This window comes from Kitasatospora sp. NPDC059088 (assembly GCF_042738155.1).
Taxonomy (GTDB): Bacteria; Actinomycetota; Actinomycetes; order Streptomycetales; family Streptomycetaceae; genus Kitasatospora.
In genome coordinates this window covers 27,960-42,515 of record NZ_JBHYGR010000036.1, presented here as the reverse complement: position 1 = coordinate 42,515, position 14,556 = coordinate 27,960, and the positions used below count along the sequence as shown (strand labels likewise).

14 protein-coding genes are annotated in these 14,556 nt (G+C 72.6%); 9 read left to right on the top strand and 5 right to left on the bottom strand.

What is annotated here, in order from left to right:
- Positions 1-43: 43 nt before the first annotated feature.
- The 3 genes from ACFWXO_RS18380 to ACFWXO_RS18370 all read left to right on the top strand — a co-directional run bounded on the left by ACFWXO_RS18380 (position 44) and on the right by ACFWXO_RS18370 (position 3,195).
- On the top strand, positions 44-1,156 hold the full coding sequence (locus ACFWXO_RS18380) for a threonine aldolase family protein (protein WP_380524890.1): 1,113 nt from the start codon (positions 44-46) through the stop codon (positions 1,154-1,156).
- An 82-nt stretch (positions 1,157-1,238) separates the two neighbouring features.
- A complete protein-coding gene (locus ACFWXO_RS18375; protein WP_380524889.1) occupies positions 1,239-1,817 on the top strand; it encodes an NADAR family protein in 579 nt (192 codons plus the stop codon).
- Positions 1,818-2,016: 199 nt separating this feature from the next.
- A complete protein-coding gene (locus ACFWXO_RS18370; RefSeq protein ID WP_380524888.1) occupies positions 2,017-3,195 on the top strand; it encodes a hypothetical protein in 1,179 nt (392 codons plus the stop codon).
- 113 nt (positions 3,196-3,308) lie between these two features.
- On the opposite strand, the gene ACFWXO_RS18365 is transcribed toward ACFWXO_RS18370, so the two are convergent.
- Entirely contained in the window at positions 3,309-4,691 is a 1,383-nt protein-coding gene (locus tag ACFWXO_RS18365; protein WP_375892489.1) for a glycine--tRNA ligase, read from the bottom strand.
- A gap of 191 nt (positions 4,692-4,882) precedes the next feature.
- Here ACFWXO_RS18365 and ACFWXO_RS18360 point away from each other — a divergent pair, with 191 nt between their 5' ends.
- The 4 genes from ACFWXO_RS18360 to ACFWXO_RS18345 are packed head-to-tail and all read left to right on the top strand — an operon-like array spanning position 4,883 to position 8,128.
- On the top strand, positions 4,883-5,884 hold the full coding sequence (locus ACFWXO_RS18360; protein WP_375892488.1) for a metal ABC transporter substrate-binding protein: 1,002 nt from the start codon (positions 4,883-4,885) through the stop codon (positions 5,882-5,884).
- Between the two features lie 14 nt (positions 5,885-5,898).
- Complete coding sequence (locus ACFWXO_RS18355) at positions 5,899-6,663, top strand: metal ABC transporter ATP-binding protein (protein WP_375892487.1); 765 nt, start codon at positions 5,899-5,901, stop codon at positions 6,661-6,663.
- Complete coding sequence (locus tag ACFWXO_RS18350; RefSeq protein ID WP_380524886.1) at positions 6,660-7,682, top strand: metal ABC transporter permease; 1,023 nt, start codon at positions 6,660-6,662, stop codon at positions 7,680-7,682. Before ACFWXO_RS18355 ends, ACFWXO_RS18350 begins: the two co-directional genes overlap by 4 nt.
- Positions 7,683-7,717: 35 nt before the next feature.
- Entirely contained in the window at positions 7,718-8,128 is a 411-nt protein-coding gene (locus tag ACFWXO_RS18345) for a Fur family transcriptional regulator (protein WP_360228723.1), read from the top strand.
- Positions 8,129-8,229: 101 nt separating this feature from the next.
- Here ACFWXO_RS18345 and ACFWXO_RS18340 read toward each other — a convergent pair whose 3' ends face one another.
- The 4 genes from ACFWXO_RS18340 to leuA all read right to left on the bottom strand — a co-directional run bounded on the left by ACFWXO_RS18340 (position 8,230) and on the right by leuA (position 12,702).
- Positions 8,230-9,069 carry an isoprenyl transferase gene (locus tag ACFWXO_RS18340; RefSeq protein ID WP_375892484.1) on the bottom strand — a complete coding sequence of 280 codons (840 nt, stop codon included), beginning with the start codon at positions 9,067-9,069 and terminating at the stop codon, positions 8,230-8,232.
- A 4-nt stretch (positions 9,070-9,073) separates the two neighbouring features.
- Entirely contained in the window at positions 9,074-9,820 is a 747-nt protein-coding gene (gene recO, locus ACFWXO_RS18335) for a DNA repair protein RecO (RefSeq protein WP_375892482.1), read from the bottom strand.
- A gap of 163 nt (positions 9,821-9,983) precedes the next feature.
- Entirely contained in the window at positions 9,984-10,535 is a 552-nt protein-coding gene (locus ACFWXO_RS18330; RefSeq protein ID WP_375892480.1) for a TerB family tellurite resistance protein, read from the bottom strand.
- Between the two features lie 370 nt (positions 10,536-10,905).
- Positions 10,906-12,702: a 2-isopropylmalate synthase gene (gene leuA / locus ACFWXO_RS18325; protein WP_375892479.1), complete on the bottom strand. Its 1,797-nt coding sequence runs from the start codon at positions 12,700-12,702 to the stop codon at positions 10,906-10,908.
- Positions 12,703-13,035: 333 nt separating this feature from the next.
- Here leuA and ACFWXO_RS18320 point away from each other — a divergent pair, with 333 nt between their 5' ends.
- Both ACFWXO_RS18320 and ACFWXO_RS18315 read left to right on the top strand, forming a co-directional pair.
- Positions 13,036-14,058, top strand: a complete 1,023-nt coding sequence (locus ACFWXO_RS18320; RefSeq protein ID WP_380524884.1) for a M4 family metallopeptidase — start codon at positions 13,036-13,038, stop codon at positions 14,056-14,058.
- Positions 14,059-14,166: 108 nt separating this feature from the next.
- A complete protein-coding gene (locus ACFWXO_RS18315) occupies positions 14,167-14,433 on the top strand; it encodes a protealysin inhibitor emfourin (RefSeq protein WP_375892475.1) in 267 nt (88 codons plus the stop codon).
- The last annotated feature ends 123 nt before the right edge of the window (positions 14,434-14,556 follow it).

Genomic DNA, 14,556 nt, shown 5'->3' with positions numbered 1-14,556 from the left:
AAAGCAGTTGGCCCGGCGTCCCCGCCGCTCCGACAATCGCCGGATGACCGATGACCAGATCGACCCGGCCCGCCTGCGCGCCGCCCGCCGGGCCTGTACCCGCTTCCTCTCCGGCGCCCGCCCACTCACCATGCGCGAGCGCCTCACCGCGCTCGCCGAGGCGGTCGAGCCGGACGCCCACCCCGACATCTACGGGAACGGCGGCCCGGTCGGGGAGCTGGAGGAGCGCACCGCCGCGCTCCTCGGCACCGAGGACGCGGTGTTCTTCCCCAGCGGGACGATGGCCCAGCAGGTCGCCCTGCGCCACCACGCCGAGCGGACCGGCAACCCGGCCGTCGCGCTCCACCCGCAGAGCCACCTCGAACGGCACGAACGCCACGCCCACATCCAGCTCACCGGCCTGCGCAGCCTCTGGCCCACCACCGAGGCGCGGCAGCCGACCGCCGACGACCTGCGCGGTCTCGGCGAACCGTTCGGCACCCTGGTGGTGGAACTCCCGCTCCGCGACCCGGGCTTCCTCCTGCCCAGCTGGGACGAGCTCACCGAACTGGTCGCCGCCGCCCGCGAGACCGGTGCCCGGGTGCACTTCGACGGCGCCCGCCTCTGGAACACCACGACCCACTTCGGCCGGCCGCTGGACGAGATCGCCGCCCTGGCCGACAGCGTCTACGTCTCCTACTACAAGGACCTCGGCGGCATCAGCGGGGCCGCCCTCGCCGGGGACAAGGCCTTCACCGCCTACGCCCGCACCTGGCGCCACCGTTACGGCGGCCAGCTCTACCAGCAGTGGCCGGCCGCCCTCGCCGCGCTCGCCGGCCTGGACACCGAGCTCCCCCGGATCCCCGGCTACACCCGCCACGCGGCGACCCTCGTCCCCGCCCTGGCCGCCCTTCCCGGGGCGCGGATCCTCCCGGAGGCGCCGCCCACCCACGACTTCCAGCTCTGGCTCCCCCACCCGGCGCGCGTCCTGAACGCCGCCACCCTCGCCCTCGCCGAGCGGGAGGGGACCTGGTTCCTGGACTGGACCGACGCCGCCCCCGGCCTCGCCATGGCCGAGGTCCGACTGGCGGGCTCGGCTCAGGACTGGACGGCGCAGGAGGTCACCGGACTCGGGCTGCGCTTCCTGGAGCTGGTCGCCGCCGCCGAACGGGACTGACCCCCGGGAGGGCCGGCCCTCCGACGGAGCCCGCCGTCAAACGGATGGCGGGCGCCCGACCCTTCGTGTCAGAATGACGATTATGAGCAAGCAGCAGGCCGGAGACTTCGCCGACGTCCGCAGCCGCGAGCAGTTGGCGGGCCTGATGGCCACCGGGGCGCGGCCGAAATGGGTGATGTTCTGGGGGCACACCGCCCGCAAGGGCGGCGGGACGCGACAGGAGTGCCTGAGCCAGTGGTGGCCCGGGCAGTTCACCGTCGACGGGGTGGCGTACGCCTCCGCCGAGCACTGGATGATGGCCGGCAAGGCCCGGATGTTCGGCGACGGGGCGATCGAGCAGCAGGTGCTGGCGGCCCGGACGCCCGCCGAGGCGAAGAAGCTGGGCCGGCTGGTCCGGGACTTCGACGACGAGACCTGGACGGCGGGCCGGTTCGACCTGGTGGTCGAGGGGAACGTCGCGAAGTTCGGCCAGGACGAGGCCCTGCGGGAGTACCTGCTCGGCACGGGCGGCCGCGTCCTGGTCGAGGCCAGCCCGGTGGACCGGATCTGGGGCATCGGGCTCGGCGCGGACGACATCCGGGCTGAACGCCCGCTGGAGTGGCGGGGGTTGAACCTGCTCGGGTTCGCACTGATGGAGGCGCGGGCGCGACTGGCCGGATGAGGCCGGTCGCTCCCCGGCCGGACGGGGCGGCCCCGCCGCGGAGCGCGACCGGCGCACTTCTCGCAACGGCCGCCCTCTGCGCGCTCCTTGACACCACTCGGGCACGACTGGTCGCGCTCTCGTAACTCCATCGCCACATTCCGACGCCAGGATGTCCCGCAGTCAGGGTACAGATGGACAGGTTGGGGCGATCATGCGCATGCGGTCGACGGAAGAATCCGCAGGCCAGCAACCGGAGGGCGAGCAACGGGCCGCCGAACTCCGGTCGGAACTGGACGAGTTGCTCCGCGCGAGCCGTTACGCGGGCCAACGCGAACGCCGGCTGAACGAGGCGATACGGGCGGCCCCGGGCCGCCGGCGCCCGGACGACGACCTGCTGCGGCAGCTCGCCCAGGCCCGCACCCTGCGCGAGGGCCTGGGTGCGCGCTGCCTGCAACTGAGCGATCAGTTAAGGGAATTGGAGATCCACCTCAGACAGCGGCCGCACCCCCGACCCGCCCCGGAGCAGGCGGATCACCCGCCCCTCTCTCCTCACCAGCCCCCACCGCCCCCGCCACCGGCGCCGACCCCACCTCCGGCCCCGATCCCGGCAACGACCCCGCCCCCCGCAGCGGCGCCGTCTCCCGCTCCACCCGTCCGCCCCGACCTCGGCACCCTCACCGAGCGGATCACCGGACTCCACCGCAGCGGCGCCCTCGCCGAGGCCGGGGAGCTGCTGGACCGGGCCGCCGCCCACCTCGCCCCCGCCGACGCCGCCCTGCTGGTCGGGATGCTCTCCCGGCGCGGCCCGACCGGCGCCTCGCTCCAACTGGCCCGGACGGCCGCCCGGGGCGCCCCCGAGCACGCCGTCACGGTGCTGGCGGAGCTGCGGGAGCTGGGCCTGGCCGAGGAGGCCGCCGAACTGTTCCACGCCTTCCGGGCCTACCCGGCCGCCGCGGTCCCGGCCCTGCTCGCCGCGCTGGAGCGGGCCGGGCAGCACGCCGACAGCGCCACGCTGCTCTGGGAGTGGGGCTCGGCACCGACCCCGGAGCTGACCTCGCTGGCCGCCGGCCTCCAGCAGCACGGCCGCCCCGCCGACGTCCGCACGCTGCTGCGCCAGGCGGCCGGCCGCCCGACCGCGGACCTGGCCGGACTCGCGACCGAGCTGCCGCCCGCGCTCGCCACCCTCCTGCTGCACGAGCTGGCGGCCCTGCGCCCGCCGGTCGAACTGGTGCGCCTGGCCGCCGCGCTGGAGAACCACCGGGACCTCTACGGACAGCTGCTGGCCGCACTGCTCGCCGACGGCACCCGCCACCGCACCACCCTGGCCGCCCTGCGCACGGCCGGCCTGCCGACCGCCCCGTCGGCCGCCCCCCGCTCCCGCTGGGGCCGGCGGTAGGCCCCCGCCCCCGAAACGACAGGAACGCAGGGAGCCCCCGGCCCGCCTCCCCGAAGGAGGACGGCCGGGGGCTCCCCGAAGTACCGCAGTACCGGACTACCGAAGCACCGGACTCAGCAGCCGATCAGCCGCGCCGCCAGGTAGCCCTTCACCTGGTCGAGCGACACGCGCTCCTGCGACATGGTGTCGCGGTCGCGCACGGTCACCGCGTTGTCCTCAAGGGTGTCGAAGTCGACCGTGACGCAGAACGGCGTGCCGATCTCGTCCTGGCGGCGGTAGCGCTTGCCGATCGCGCCCGCGTCGTCGAACTCGACGTTCCACGCGGTGCGCAGGTCGGCGGCCAGGCCGCGGGCCTTCGGGGAGAGCTCGGCGTTGCGCGACAGCGGCAGCACGGCGACCTTGACCGGGGCCAGGCGCGGGTCGAGCCGCATGCCGACGCGCTTCTCCATGACGCCCTTGGCGTTCGGCGCCTCGTCCTCGAAGTAGGCGTCGATCAGGAAGGCCAGCATGGCGCGGTTGAGGCCGGCCGCCGGCTCGATGACGTACGGGAAGTACCGCTCGCCGCTCTCCTGGTCGAAGTACCGGAGGTCCTTGCCGGAGGCCTCGCTGTGCACCCGCAGGTCGTAGTCCGTGCGGTTGGCGACGCCCTCCAGCTCGGAGAACTCGGAGCCGCCGAAGTTGAAGCGGTACTCGATGTCCACGGTGCGCTTGGCGTAGTGGGAGAGCTTCTCCTTCGGGTGCTCGAAGAAGCGCATGTTCTCGGTGCGCATGCCGAGGTCGACGTACCAGTCCCAGCGCTGCTGGAGCCAGTACTCGTGCCACTGCTCGTCGTCGCCCGGCTTGACGAAGAACTCCATCTCCATCTGCTCGAACTCGCGGGTGCGGAAGATGAAGTTGCCGGGGGTGATCTCGTTGCGGAAGCTCTTGCCGGTCTGGGCGATGCCGAACGGCGGCTTCTTGCGCGACGTGGTCTGGACGGAACTGAAGTTGGTGAAGATGCCCTGGGCGGTCTCGGGGCGCAGGAACGCCAGGCCGCTCGCCTCCTCGGTGACGCCGAGGTGGGTCTTCAGCATGCCCGAGAAGTCCTTGGGCTCGGTGAACTGGCCCTTGGTACCGCAGTCGGGGCAGTTGACGTCCTTGAGGCCGTTCGGCGGCGGGAAGCCGTGCTTGGCCTCGTACTTCTCCTCCAGGTGGTCGGCCCGGTGGCGCTTGTGGCAGGAGAGGCACTCGGTCAGCGGGTCGTTGAAGGTGGCGACGTGGCCGGAGGCCTCCCAGACCTCGCGGGCCAGGATCACCGACGAGTCGAGTCCGACGACGTCCTCGCGGGCCTGGACCATCGTGCGCCACCACTGGCGCTTGATGTTCTCCTTGAGTTCGACGCCCAGCGGCCCGTAGTCCCAGGCGGCACGCGTGCCGCCGTAGATCTCGCTGCAGGGGTAGACGAAGCCTCGGCGCTTGCTCAGGCTGACGATCGTGTCGATCTTGTCGGCGGCCACAGTGCTCTCTTCAGTACGTACGGCACGGTCAGGGCACGGCTGGTTGCTCGTACCCGAATACCCAAGGTTACCGGCCGGACGGGTACGGGTTTCAAATCGATATGGTCCGGCTCCCCCCGTCCACGGCCACCTGTCGTTCACCCGTCCGAGTGAGTTGACAATCATTTCCACTTGAGATGAGAATGATTGTCATGATGATCGGACTGCTCAGCCGCCGGACCCGCAAGACCGCCGCCCTCGCCGTCGCCGCCCTCGCCTCCTCACTGGCCCTCACGGCCTGCGGCGGCAGCAGCAGCGCCCAGGGCACGGACGGCAAGCTGAACGTCGTCGCCTCCTTCTACCCGATGGAGTTCCTGGCCCAGCAGATCGGCAAGGAGCACGTCTCGGTCACCGACCTCACCGCGCCCGGCGTCGAGCCGCACGACCTGGAACTCACCGCCAAGCAGGTCGCCGGCGTCCAGAAGGCCGACGCGATCCTCTACCTCAAGGGCCTCCAGCCCACCGTCGACCAGGCCGTCGACCAGTCGGGCAGCAAGCACAAGATCGACGCCACCGCCGCCAGCCCGCTGGTCGACCACCACCTCGACGAGGGCACCGCCGAGGGCGACGGCCACAAGCACGAGGGCCCGGCCGGCGACCCGCACGTCTGGCTCGACCCGAGCCGCTACGCCGCGATCGCCAAGAGCGTCGGCGCCGAGTTCGCCAAGGCCGACCCCGCCCACGCCGCCGACTACCGGAAGAACACCGACGACCTGGTCACCCGGCTCACCGCCCTGGACCAGGAGTTCCGGACCGGGCTGCAGGACGTCAAGACCAAGACCTTCGTCACCAGCCACGCCGCCTTCGGCTACCTCGCCGACCACTACGGCCTCACCCAGGTCGCCATCAACGGCGTCGACCCGGAGTCCGAGCCCACCCCGGCCCGCCTCGCCGAGGTGCAGAAGGCCGCCAAGGACAACGGCGTCACCACGATCTTCTTCGAGACCCTGGTCAGCCCCAAGCTCGCCGACACCGTCGCCAAGGACCTCGGCCTCAAGACCGCCGTGCTGGACCCGCTGGAGGGCGTCAAGACTGATGCATCCAACGGCGCCGCCAAGGACGACTACCTGACCGTCATGAAGCAGAACCTGGCCAACCTCCGGGCCGCCCTCGGCGCGCCCACGGCGACCGCCGCCCCCACCCCCGCGAGCTGACGGGACGCACCACCATGACCCACCCGATACCCCCGGCCGTCCGCCTCCTCGACGCCGTCGCCTCGCGCGGCGGCCGGCCGGTGCTGCGCGGCGTCGACCTCACCGTCCGACCCGGCGAGGTCGTCGCCCTGCTCGGCGCCAACGGCTCCGGCAAGTCGACCACCGTCAAGGCCGTGATCGGCTCCGTGCCGCTGGAGCAGGGCACCCTGGAGCTGTTCGGCACCCCGTACGGCTCCTTCCGCGCCTGGCACCGGATCGGGTACGTCCCGCAGCGCACCACCGCCGCCTCCGGCGTCCCCGCCACCGTGCGCGAGGTGGTCTCCACCGGGCGGCTGGCGCAGCACCGGCTGCTGCCGTTCCGCCGCCGGGACCGCGCCGCGGTGGACGGCGCGCTGGCCGCCGTCGGCATGCTGGACCGGGCCGGGGACGGCGTCGCCGACCTCTCCGGCGGCCAGCAGCAGCGGGTCCTGATCGCCCGCGCCCTGGTCGGCACCCCCGACCTGCTGATCATGGACGAGCCGATGGCCGGCGTCGACGCCGCCAGCCAGCAGGTGCTCGCCGACACCCTGCGCGCCGAGGTCGGCCGCGGCGCCTCGGTGCTCCTGGTGCTGCACGAACTCGGGCCGCTGGAGCCGCTGATCGACCGCGCCGTGGTGCTGCGGGACGGCTGCGTCGCGCACGACGGCCCGCCGGTCCCCAACACCGGCCTGCACGCGCTGCCCGGCCACGACCACGTCCACCCGCACGCCGACCTCACCCCGCCGAGGCTGCTCGCATGACCGAGATGCTCTCCTACGACTTCATGCAGCGCGCCCTGCTGGCCGCCGTACTGGTCGGGATCACCGCCCCCGCCGTCGGGATCTACCTGGTGCAACGCCGCCAGGCGCTGATGGGCGACGGCATGGGCCACGTCGCGATGACCGGCGTCGGCCTCGGCTTCATCTTCCAGACCAGCCCGGTCTGGATGGCCGTGCTGGTCTGCGTGCTCGGCGCCGTCACCATGGAGCTGGTCCGCTCGCGCGGCAACCAGCGCGGCGACATCGCCCTGGCGATGCTCTTCTACGGCGGCATGGCCTGCGGCAAGCTGCTCGTCTCGATGTCCGCCCAGGCCGGGGCCGGCTCGCTGGAGAGCTACCTGTGGGGCTCGATCCTCACCGTCGCCCCCGCCGACCTGGCCACCATCGCGGTGCTCGGGGCCGTGGTCATCGCGGTCACCGTCGGCCTGCGCCGCCAGCTCTTCGCGATCTGCCAGGACGAGGACTTCGCCCGGGTCACCGGAGTTCCGGTGCGCACCCTCAACCTGCTGCTCGCGGTGATGGCCGCGGTCACCGTCACGGTCGCCATGCGGGTGGTCGGCCTGCTGCTGGTCAGCGCGCTGATGGTGGTCCCGGTGGTCGCCGCCCAGCAGTTGACCCGCTCCTTCGCCGCCACCCAGGCCGCCTCGATCGCGCTCGGCGTGGTGGTCTCGCTGGCCGGCGTCACCGGCTCCTACCAGCTCGACGTGCCCTCCGGCCCGGCCATCGTGCTGCTCGCCATCGCGGTGTTCGCGGTGTTCAGCGCGATCGCCGCCCCGCTGGCCCGCCGCCGCCACCGGCGCCGCGGCGACGCCGACCCGGCCCCCCAGGTCTGCGACGTCCGGCTCCCGGACCGAATCCCCGACGCCTTCCCCGACGGAATCACCGACGCCTTCCCCGACCCGATCCCCGGCCGCGGCACCGGCCGGATCCCCGGCCAGGACCCGGGAAGGACTTCCTCCGACACGACCACTCCGGAGCGGCGGGCCGGGCTGGCACAATGAGGTGCGTGACGCCCACGACCCCAGGAGGACCCACGGTGACCACCGCAGGCCCGTCGCCGCGCGCCCGCTCGACCCGGCAGCGAGCCGCCGTCTCGGCGGCCCTGGACGAGATCGCGGACTTCCGCAGCGCCCAGGAGCTCCACGACCTGCTCAAGCACCGCGGGGACTCCGTCGGTCTGACCACGGTCTACCGCACCCTCCAGTCGCTCGCCGACGCCGGTGAGGTGGACGTGCTGCGCACCGCCGACGGCGAGGCCGTCTACCGCCGGTGCAGCAGCGGGCACCACCACCACCTGGTCTGCCGGCACTGCGGCGCCACCGTCGAGGTCGAGGGCCCCGCGGTCGAGCGCTGGGCCAACTCGGTCGCCGCCGAGCACGGGTTCAGCGACATCGCGCACACCCTGGAGATCTTCGGCACCTGCGCGGACTGCGCGAAGAAGGGCTGAACGGCCGTCCGTACGGGGGCAGCCCGCGCGGACGACGGCCGAAGGGCCCGCGGGAACGGTTCGTTCCCGCGGGCCCTTCGGCATGCGCGCGCCGGTCGGCGTCAGCGCTGGGTGGGCAGCTCCAGCGGCGCGGCGACCTCGTTCGGGATCGCCCCGCCGAAGCGGCGGTCGCGCATCGCGAACTGCTCGCAGGCGCGCCACAGGTCGCGGCGGTCGAAGTCCGGCCAGAGCACGTCCTGGAACACGAACTCGGCGTACGCGGACTGCCAGAGCAGGAAGTTGGAGGTGCGCTGCTCGCCGCTGGGGCGCAGGAAGAGGTCCACGTCCGGCATGTCCGGGTGGTACATGTACTTGGCGATGGTCTTCTCGTTGACCTTCTTCGGGTCCAGCCGACCGGCCGCCACGTCCAGCGCGATCGCCTGCGCGGCGTCGGCGAGTTCGGCCCGGCCGCCGTAGTTGACGCACATGTAGAGCGTCACCGCGTCGTTGCCCTTGGTCTGCTCCTCGGCGACCTGGAGCTCCTGGACGACGCTCTTCCACAGCTTGGGCATCCGGCCGGCCCAGCGGATCCGCACGCCCATCGCGTCCATCTCGTCACGGCGGCGGCGGATGACGTCCCGGTTGAAGTTCATCAGGAACTTCACCTCGTCGGGCGAGCGCTTCCAGTTCTCGGTGGAGAACGCGTACAGCGAGATGTTCTTGACGCCGAGCTCGATCGCGCCCTTGAGCACGTCCAGCACCACGGACTCGCCGATCTTGTGGCCCTCGGTGCGGGGCAGCCCGCGCTCCTTGGCCCAGCGGCCGTTGCCGTCCATCACGATGGCGACGTGGTCCGGGACCAGCTCGCCGGGGAGCTTCGGGGGCTTGGCGCCGCTGGGGTGCGGGGTCGGGGGTTCGTAGACCCGCTGCTTGCCGCCGCCGAAGAGCCGTCGCGCTGCCATGTGCTCACTTCTCCACGTATCTCATCGAGCGGATGCCCCGCTCCAGGTGCCACTGCAGATAGGCCGCGACCAGGCCGCTGCCCTCCCGCCAGTACCGCGGCTCGCAGGCGTCGGCCGTCCGCCAGTCCCCTGACAGCAGCGCCCCGAGCAGTACCAGTGTCTCAGGGGAGGGTACGGCACATCCGGGCACTCGGCAGTCCGCGCAGAGCACCCCCCCTGCGGGGAGGGAGAAGAAACGGTTCGGCCCGTCCAGGCCGCATTTGGCGCAGTCCGTGAAGCTCGCGCCGTACCCGTTCACCGCGAGCGAGCGCAGCAGGAAGGCGTCCAGCACCAGGTGCGACTCGTGCGTCCCGGCCGCCAGCACCCGCAGCCCGCCCACCAGCAGCAGGTACTGCTGGACGGCCGGCTCGCCCTCGTTCTCGGCGAAGCGCTCGGCCGTCTCCAGCATCGCCGTGCCGGCGGTGTAGCGGCCGTAGTCGGTGACGATCGATCCGCCGTACGGGGCGATGGTCTCCACCTGGGTGCACAGCGGCAGCCCGCGCCCGACCAGCTCGCTCCCCCGGCTGAAGAACTGCACGTCCACGTGCGAGAACGGCTCCAGCCGGGCGCCGAACTTGGACTTGGTCTTGCGCACCCCGCGCGCCACCGCCCGCACCTTGCCGTGGTGGCGGGTCAGCAGGGTGATGATCCGATCGGCCTCGCCGAGCTTCTGCGCCCGCAACACGACGCCGTCGTCCCGGAAAAGACTCATGCCCCCCATTGTCCCCCAGGGCTCTGACAGCCGTGGACAGCCGTGTTGCCCGCACCGGGGGCCGTGGGGGAGGACCACTGCGGTGCGGGTCACGGCGGGCCCGGAGGGGGGGCGGGCCCGTTTGTGGGGGATACGGAAGGTCCGGAGGGGCGGGGCCGAGGCCCTACAGGTTCTCGTACGGTGCCCGGGTCGCCGCCTCCAGCAGCGCCGGCACCTGGCTCTGCGGCAGGTCCAGGCAGCTGCCGACCGCGGCCAGCGCCTCGCGCTCCTGCGGCAGGTAGCGCCCGTCCGCCAGGGCGATCGCCGCTCCCAGCAGCAGCAGCCGCTCCCGGCCCTGCTGGGCCAGGTGCGGGGCGAGCGGTTCGAGCACCGCGTGCAGTTCCACGGTCAGGCCGCCGGCCATCCCGTGGGCGTCGTGGAGTTCGCCGCCGAGCCCGGACAGCGCGGCGAGCGCGGCCAGCACCTGGGCCTCGCCGCAGTCCTCGAACCCGGCCTCGCGCACCGCCGTGCAGGCTGCCTCGCGGGCCGCCCGGTGGGCGGTGCCGCCGGCCGCGAGCAGGGCCAGGGCGATGGTGTACTGGGCGTCCCGCAGCATCGCGCCGAGGCGCACGCTGGTGGGCTGCTCCAGGGACTCGACGCCGTAGCGCCCGTGGCAGCTGGTGCACTGCACGCTGCCGATCACCGGTCCGAGCGGCGCGACCGGCGTCCCCAGCAACCGCAGCCACCGCCGGCCGTGCTGCCGGCGGTAGTTGCGGTCCCCGCCGCAGCCCGGACAGAAGAAATCACCGAGAACATCGGTCCGCCACCTCGGGCGAACACCCCACAACCTGGTCACGGCGCCACTCCCCAGACATGGCAGGCGGCCTGCACAACTATGGACAGGTCACGCGACCGGACACCGAGGCCGTCCCACCGACCCGGCTTGCCGGTGGATCGATGTTGCCACGGTTACCGGCACGTGTCAGTACCTCGAACGGCTTCCGATCCGAAAAAATGTGGCGCAGGCCACAGCCCGCCCGGGACGCCCGACGGACACGGCGAAGGGCCGTCCCACGGGACGGCCCTTCGCGTACCACCCTCGGGAGTCAGCCGCGCTGCGAGCGGTTGACGGCACTGATCATCGCCTTCAGCGAGGCCAGCACGGTGTTGCCGTCGATGCCCACGCCCCACAGCACCTTGCCGTCCACCGCGCACTCCACGTACGCGGCCGCCTGGGCGTCGCCGCCCTCGCTCAGCGCGTGCTCGGCGTAGTCCAGCACCCGTACGTCCACGCCGATCCGGGCCAGCGCGTCCGCGAAGGCCGAGACCGGGCCGTTGCCGGTACCGGTCAGGGTCACCGGCGCACCGTCCACCACGGCCTCGGCGGTCAGCGCGTCCCGGCCGTCCTCGGTGGTCAGGGTGCGCGAACCGGCCAGCGACAGCCGGCCCCACGGGTTGCCGGTGGTCGGCAGGTACTCGTCCTCGAAGACCCGCCAGATCTCCGCCGGACTGACCTCGCCGCCCTCGGCGTCGGTCTTGGCCTGGATGATCCGGGAGAACTCGATCTGCATCCGGCGCGGCAGGTCCAGCTTGTGGTCGTTCTTGAGGACGTACGCCACCCCGCCCTTGCCGGACTGGCTGTTGACCCGGATGACCGCCTCGTAGGTGCGGCCGACGTCCTTCGGGTCGATCGGCAGGTACGGCACTCCCCAGGTGTGCTCCGCCACCGGCACCCCGGCCGCCTTCGCGTCCGCCTCCAGGGCGTCGAAGCCCTTCTTGATGGCGTCCTGGTGCGAGCCGGAGAAGGAGGTGTACACCAGGTCCCCGGCGTACGGGTGGCGCGGGTGCACCTCCATCTGGTTGCAGTACTCGGCGGTGCGGCGCACCTCGTCGATGTCGGAGAAGTCGATCTGCGGGTCGATGCCCTGCGAGAACAGGTTCATCCCCAGCGTCACCAGGTCGACGTTGCCGGTCCGCTCGCCCTGCCCGAACAGGCAGCCCTCGATCCGGTCCGCGCCCGCCATGTAGGCCAGCTCGGCGGAGGCCACGGCGGTGCCGCGGTCGTTGTGGGGGTGCACCGACAGGCAGACGAACTCGCGGCGCGACAGGTTGCGCGACATCCACTCGAACTGGTCGGCCTGGACGTTCGGGGTGGCCCGCTCGACGGTGGCCGGCAGGTTCAGGATGATCTCGCGGCCCTCACCGGGCTGCCAGACGTCCATCACCGCCTCGCAGACCTCCAGCGCGAAGTCCAGCTCGGTGTCCACGAAGATCTCCGGCGAGTACTGGTAGCCGAAGACGGTGTCGTCGCCCAGCAGCTTCTCCGCGTACTCCATCACCAGCCGGGTGCCGTCCACCGCGATCGCCTTGGTGGCCGCCTCGTCGTTGCGGAACACCACCCGGCGGAACAGCGGCGCGGTCGCGTTGTACAGGTGGACGGTCGCCCGCGGGGCGCCGACCAGCGCCTCGACGGTCTTCTCGATCAGCTCCTCGCGGGCCTGGGTCAGCACCGAGATGGTGACGTCCTCCGGGATCGCCCCCTCCTCGATCAGCGACCGCACGAAGGCGTGGTCGGTGGCGCCGGAGGACGGGAAGCCGACCTCGATCTCCTTGTAGCCCATGGCCACCAGCAGGTCGAACATCTTCCGCTTGCGGGCCGGGGACATCGGGTCGATCAGCGCCTGGTTGCCGTCCCGCAGGTCGGTGGAGAGCCAGCGCGGCGCCTTGGTGATCACCTGGTGCGGCCAGGTGCGGTCCGGCAGGTCGACGGTGCCGAACGGCAGGTAGCGCCCGTGGCGCATGCCCGAGGGCCGCTGGCGCACGGAGGCGGCGGTGATCGGGGTCGGCCGGTCGACGAAGGCGCGAGCGGCGGGGACGGACGCGGCGGAGGTCTGCTCGGTCATGGAGGGGACTCTCGGCTTCCTGTGGATGCGTGGTGCGGGCGGTCGGGAGGGATCGACACCGACTGGCCGGCCGCTGCTGCGCCCCGCGATACGCCGTCGCATCGCCGTTTCCGCGCACAGCTCGTTCCCCGCGGCGAGGGAGCCGGCCCGGTGGACTACAGGCCCTCGACGCGGCAGCTAAGAAGAAGCAGCCCGTTGCGCATGATGTGGCCCAGCGTAACCCAGGCCCGCGCGCCCCCGAAGTGATCCGGGCTTCCGTTCCACCCCTTGAGACGTGGAACGGTCCTGCCACGGGTGGTGACATCCGGTCATCCAGGCCTCACCCTGGGCCACATGACTGCAGGAGTCCCGCGCTGCGCGATCGTCCCGCCGTACGTCCTGGACCGCCTCGCCGAGGCCGGTCACCAGCCCGCCGTCCACTCCCTCGCCCTGGACGCCGCGCACCGCGCGGCCCGCCTCGCCGCTCCCCCGCCGACCACCGGCGCCCCCGGCCTCAGCCGGCTGGTCTACGACGCCGGGCACGGCCAGCGGCTGCCCGGGCGCACCGTCCGCACCGAGGGCCACGCCCCGGTCGCCGACGCCTCCGTCAACCACGCCTACGACGGCCTGGGCGCCACCTTCGCGCTCTACTCCGACGTCTTCGGCCGCGACTCGATCGACGGCCGCGGCCTGCGGATGGACGCCAGCGTCCACTACGGCCGCAACTACGACAACGCCTTCTGGAACGGCTCGCAGATGGTCTTCGGCGACGGCGACGGCCAGGTCTTCGGCGACTTCACCGCCTGCATCGACGTCATCGGCCACGAACTCACCCACGGCGTCACCCAGTTCACCGCCGGACTGGACTACCAGGACCAGCCCGGCGCGCTCAACGAGTCGGTCTCCGACGTCTTCGGCTCGCTGGTCAAGCAGTACGCCCTGCACCAGGACGCCGCCTCCGCCGACTGGTTGATCGGCGCCGGACTGCTCGCCCCCGGCGTCCAGGGCGTGGCGCTGCGCTCGATGAAGGCGCCCGGCACCGCCTACGACGACCCCCAGCTGGGCAAGGACCCGCAACCCGCCCACATGCGGGACTACGTGGACACCACCGACGACAACGGCGGGGTGCACATCAACTCCGGCATCCCCAACCACGCGTTCTACCTGTTGGCCACCGCCCTGGGCGGGTCGTCCTGGGAGCAGGCCGGGCGGATCTGGTACGACGCCCTGACCGGCGGCGGGCTGCCCGCCACCGCCGACTTCACCGCCTTCGCCCGGGCCACCGTGGCCGCCGCCAAGGCCCGTTACCCCGACAAGCCCCCGGTCGCCGACACCGTGACGGCCTCCTGGGCCCAGGTCGGCGTCAGCCCGGGCTGACCGCGGACGACCGGTTCACCACCGGTCCGGAGCGGTTTGAGACCGCCTTAAGGTCACGGTCGGGGAAAAGAGCCGCAAAAGCCTCCCCTGCGTAGCACCATGGACACCATGCGTATCCAGGTGACCCGGACCGGCGGACTCGCCGGAATCCTCCGCCACGCGGAGCTCGAAACCGTCGACCGCACGGACGCCCCGCACGTCCACGCGCTCGCCCGCGAGGCCGTCGCGGGCGGGCTGCGCGCGCCCTCGTACGGGGTGCCGGACGGCTTCCACTACGAGATCACCGTCGACGGGCGGACGGTGTACTGCGCCGACCCCAAACTCACCGACTCCCAGCGGGAGCTGGTCTCGCTGGTGCTCCGCGAGGGGGCGTAGGCCCCTCCCGGGCCCGGCGCGCCCCCGGGGCGCCCCCCCGCCCCCCCGCGGGCGGGCGGGGCCGGGGGGGGGCCCCCCCCCCCCGCCGCCACCCCCCCCGGAGACGCCCCGGGGGCGAGAGGG

Excerpts from the sequence above, each read along its gene's own strand:
- recO (WP_375892482.1), bottom strand. The coding sequence starts at position 9,820 with ATGAGTCTTTTCCGGGACGACGGCGTCGTGTTGCGGGCGCAGAAGCTC.
- ACFWXO_RS18370 (WP_380524888.1), top strand. The coding sequence starts at position 2,017 with ATGCGGTCGACGGAAGAATCCGCAGGCCAGCAACCGGAGGGCGAGCAA.
- ACFWXO_RS18355 (WP_375892487.1), top strand. The coding sequence starts at position 5,899 with ATGACCCACCCGATACCCCCGGCCGTCCGCCTCCTCGACGCCGTCGCC.
- leuA (WP_375892479.1), bottom strand. The coding sequence starts at position 12,702 with ATGACCGAGCAGACCTCCGCCGCGTCCGTCCCCGCCGCTCGCGCCTTC.
- ACFWXO_RS18320 (WP_380524884.1), top strand. The coding sequence starts at position 13,036 with ATGACTGCAGGAGTCCCGCGCTGCGCGATCGTCCCGCCGTACGTCCTG.
- ACFWXO_RS18375 (WP_380524889.1), top strand. The coding sequence starts at position 1,239 with ATGAGCAAGCAGCAGGCCGGAGACTTCGCCGACGTCCGCAGCCGCGAG.
- ACFWXO_RS18350 (WP_380524886.1), top strand. The coding sequence starts at position 6,660 with ATGACCGAGATGCTCTCCTACGACTTCATGCAGCGCGCCCTGCTGGCC.
- ACFWXO_RS18360 (WP_375892488.1), top strand. The coding sequence starts at position 4,883 with ATGATGATCGGACTGCTCAGCCGCCGGACCCGCAAGACCGCCGCCCTC.
- ACFWXO_RS18315 (WP_375892475.1), top strand. The coding sequence starts at position 14,167 with ATGCGTATCCAGGTGACCCGGACCGGCGGACTCGCCGGAATCCTCCGC.
- ACFWXO_RS18340 (WP_375892484.1), bottom strand. The coding sequence starts at position 9,069 with ATGGCAGCGCGACGGCTCTTCGGCGGCGGCAAGCAGCGGGTCTACGAA.
- ACFWXO_RS18380 (WP_380524890.1), top strand. The coding sequence starts at position 44 with ATGACCGATGACCAGATCGACCCGGCCCGCCTGCGCGCCGCCCGCCGG.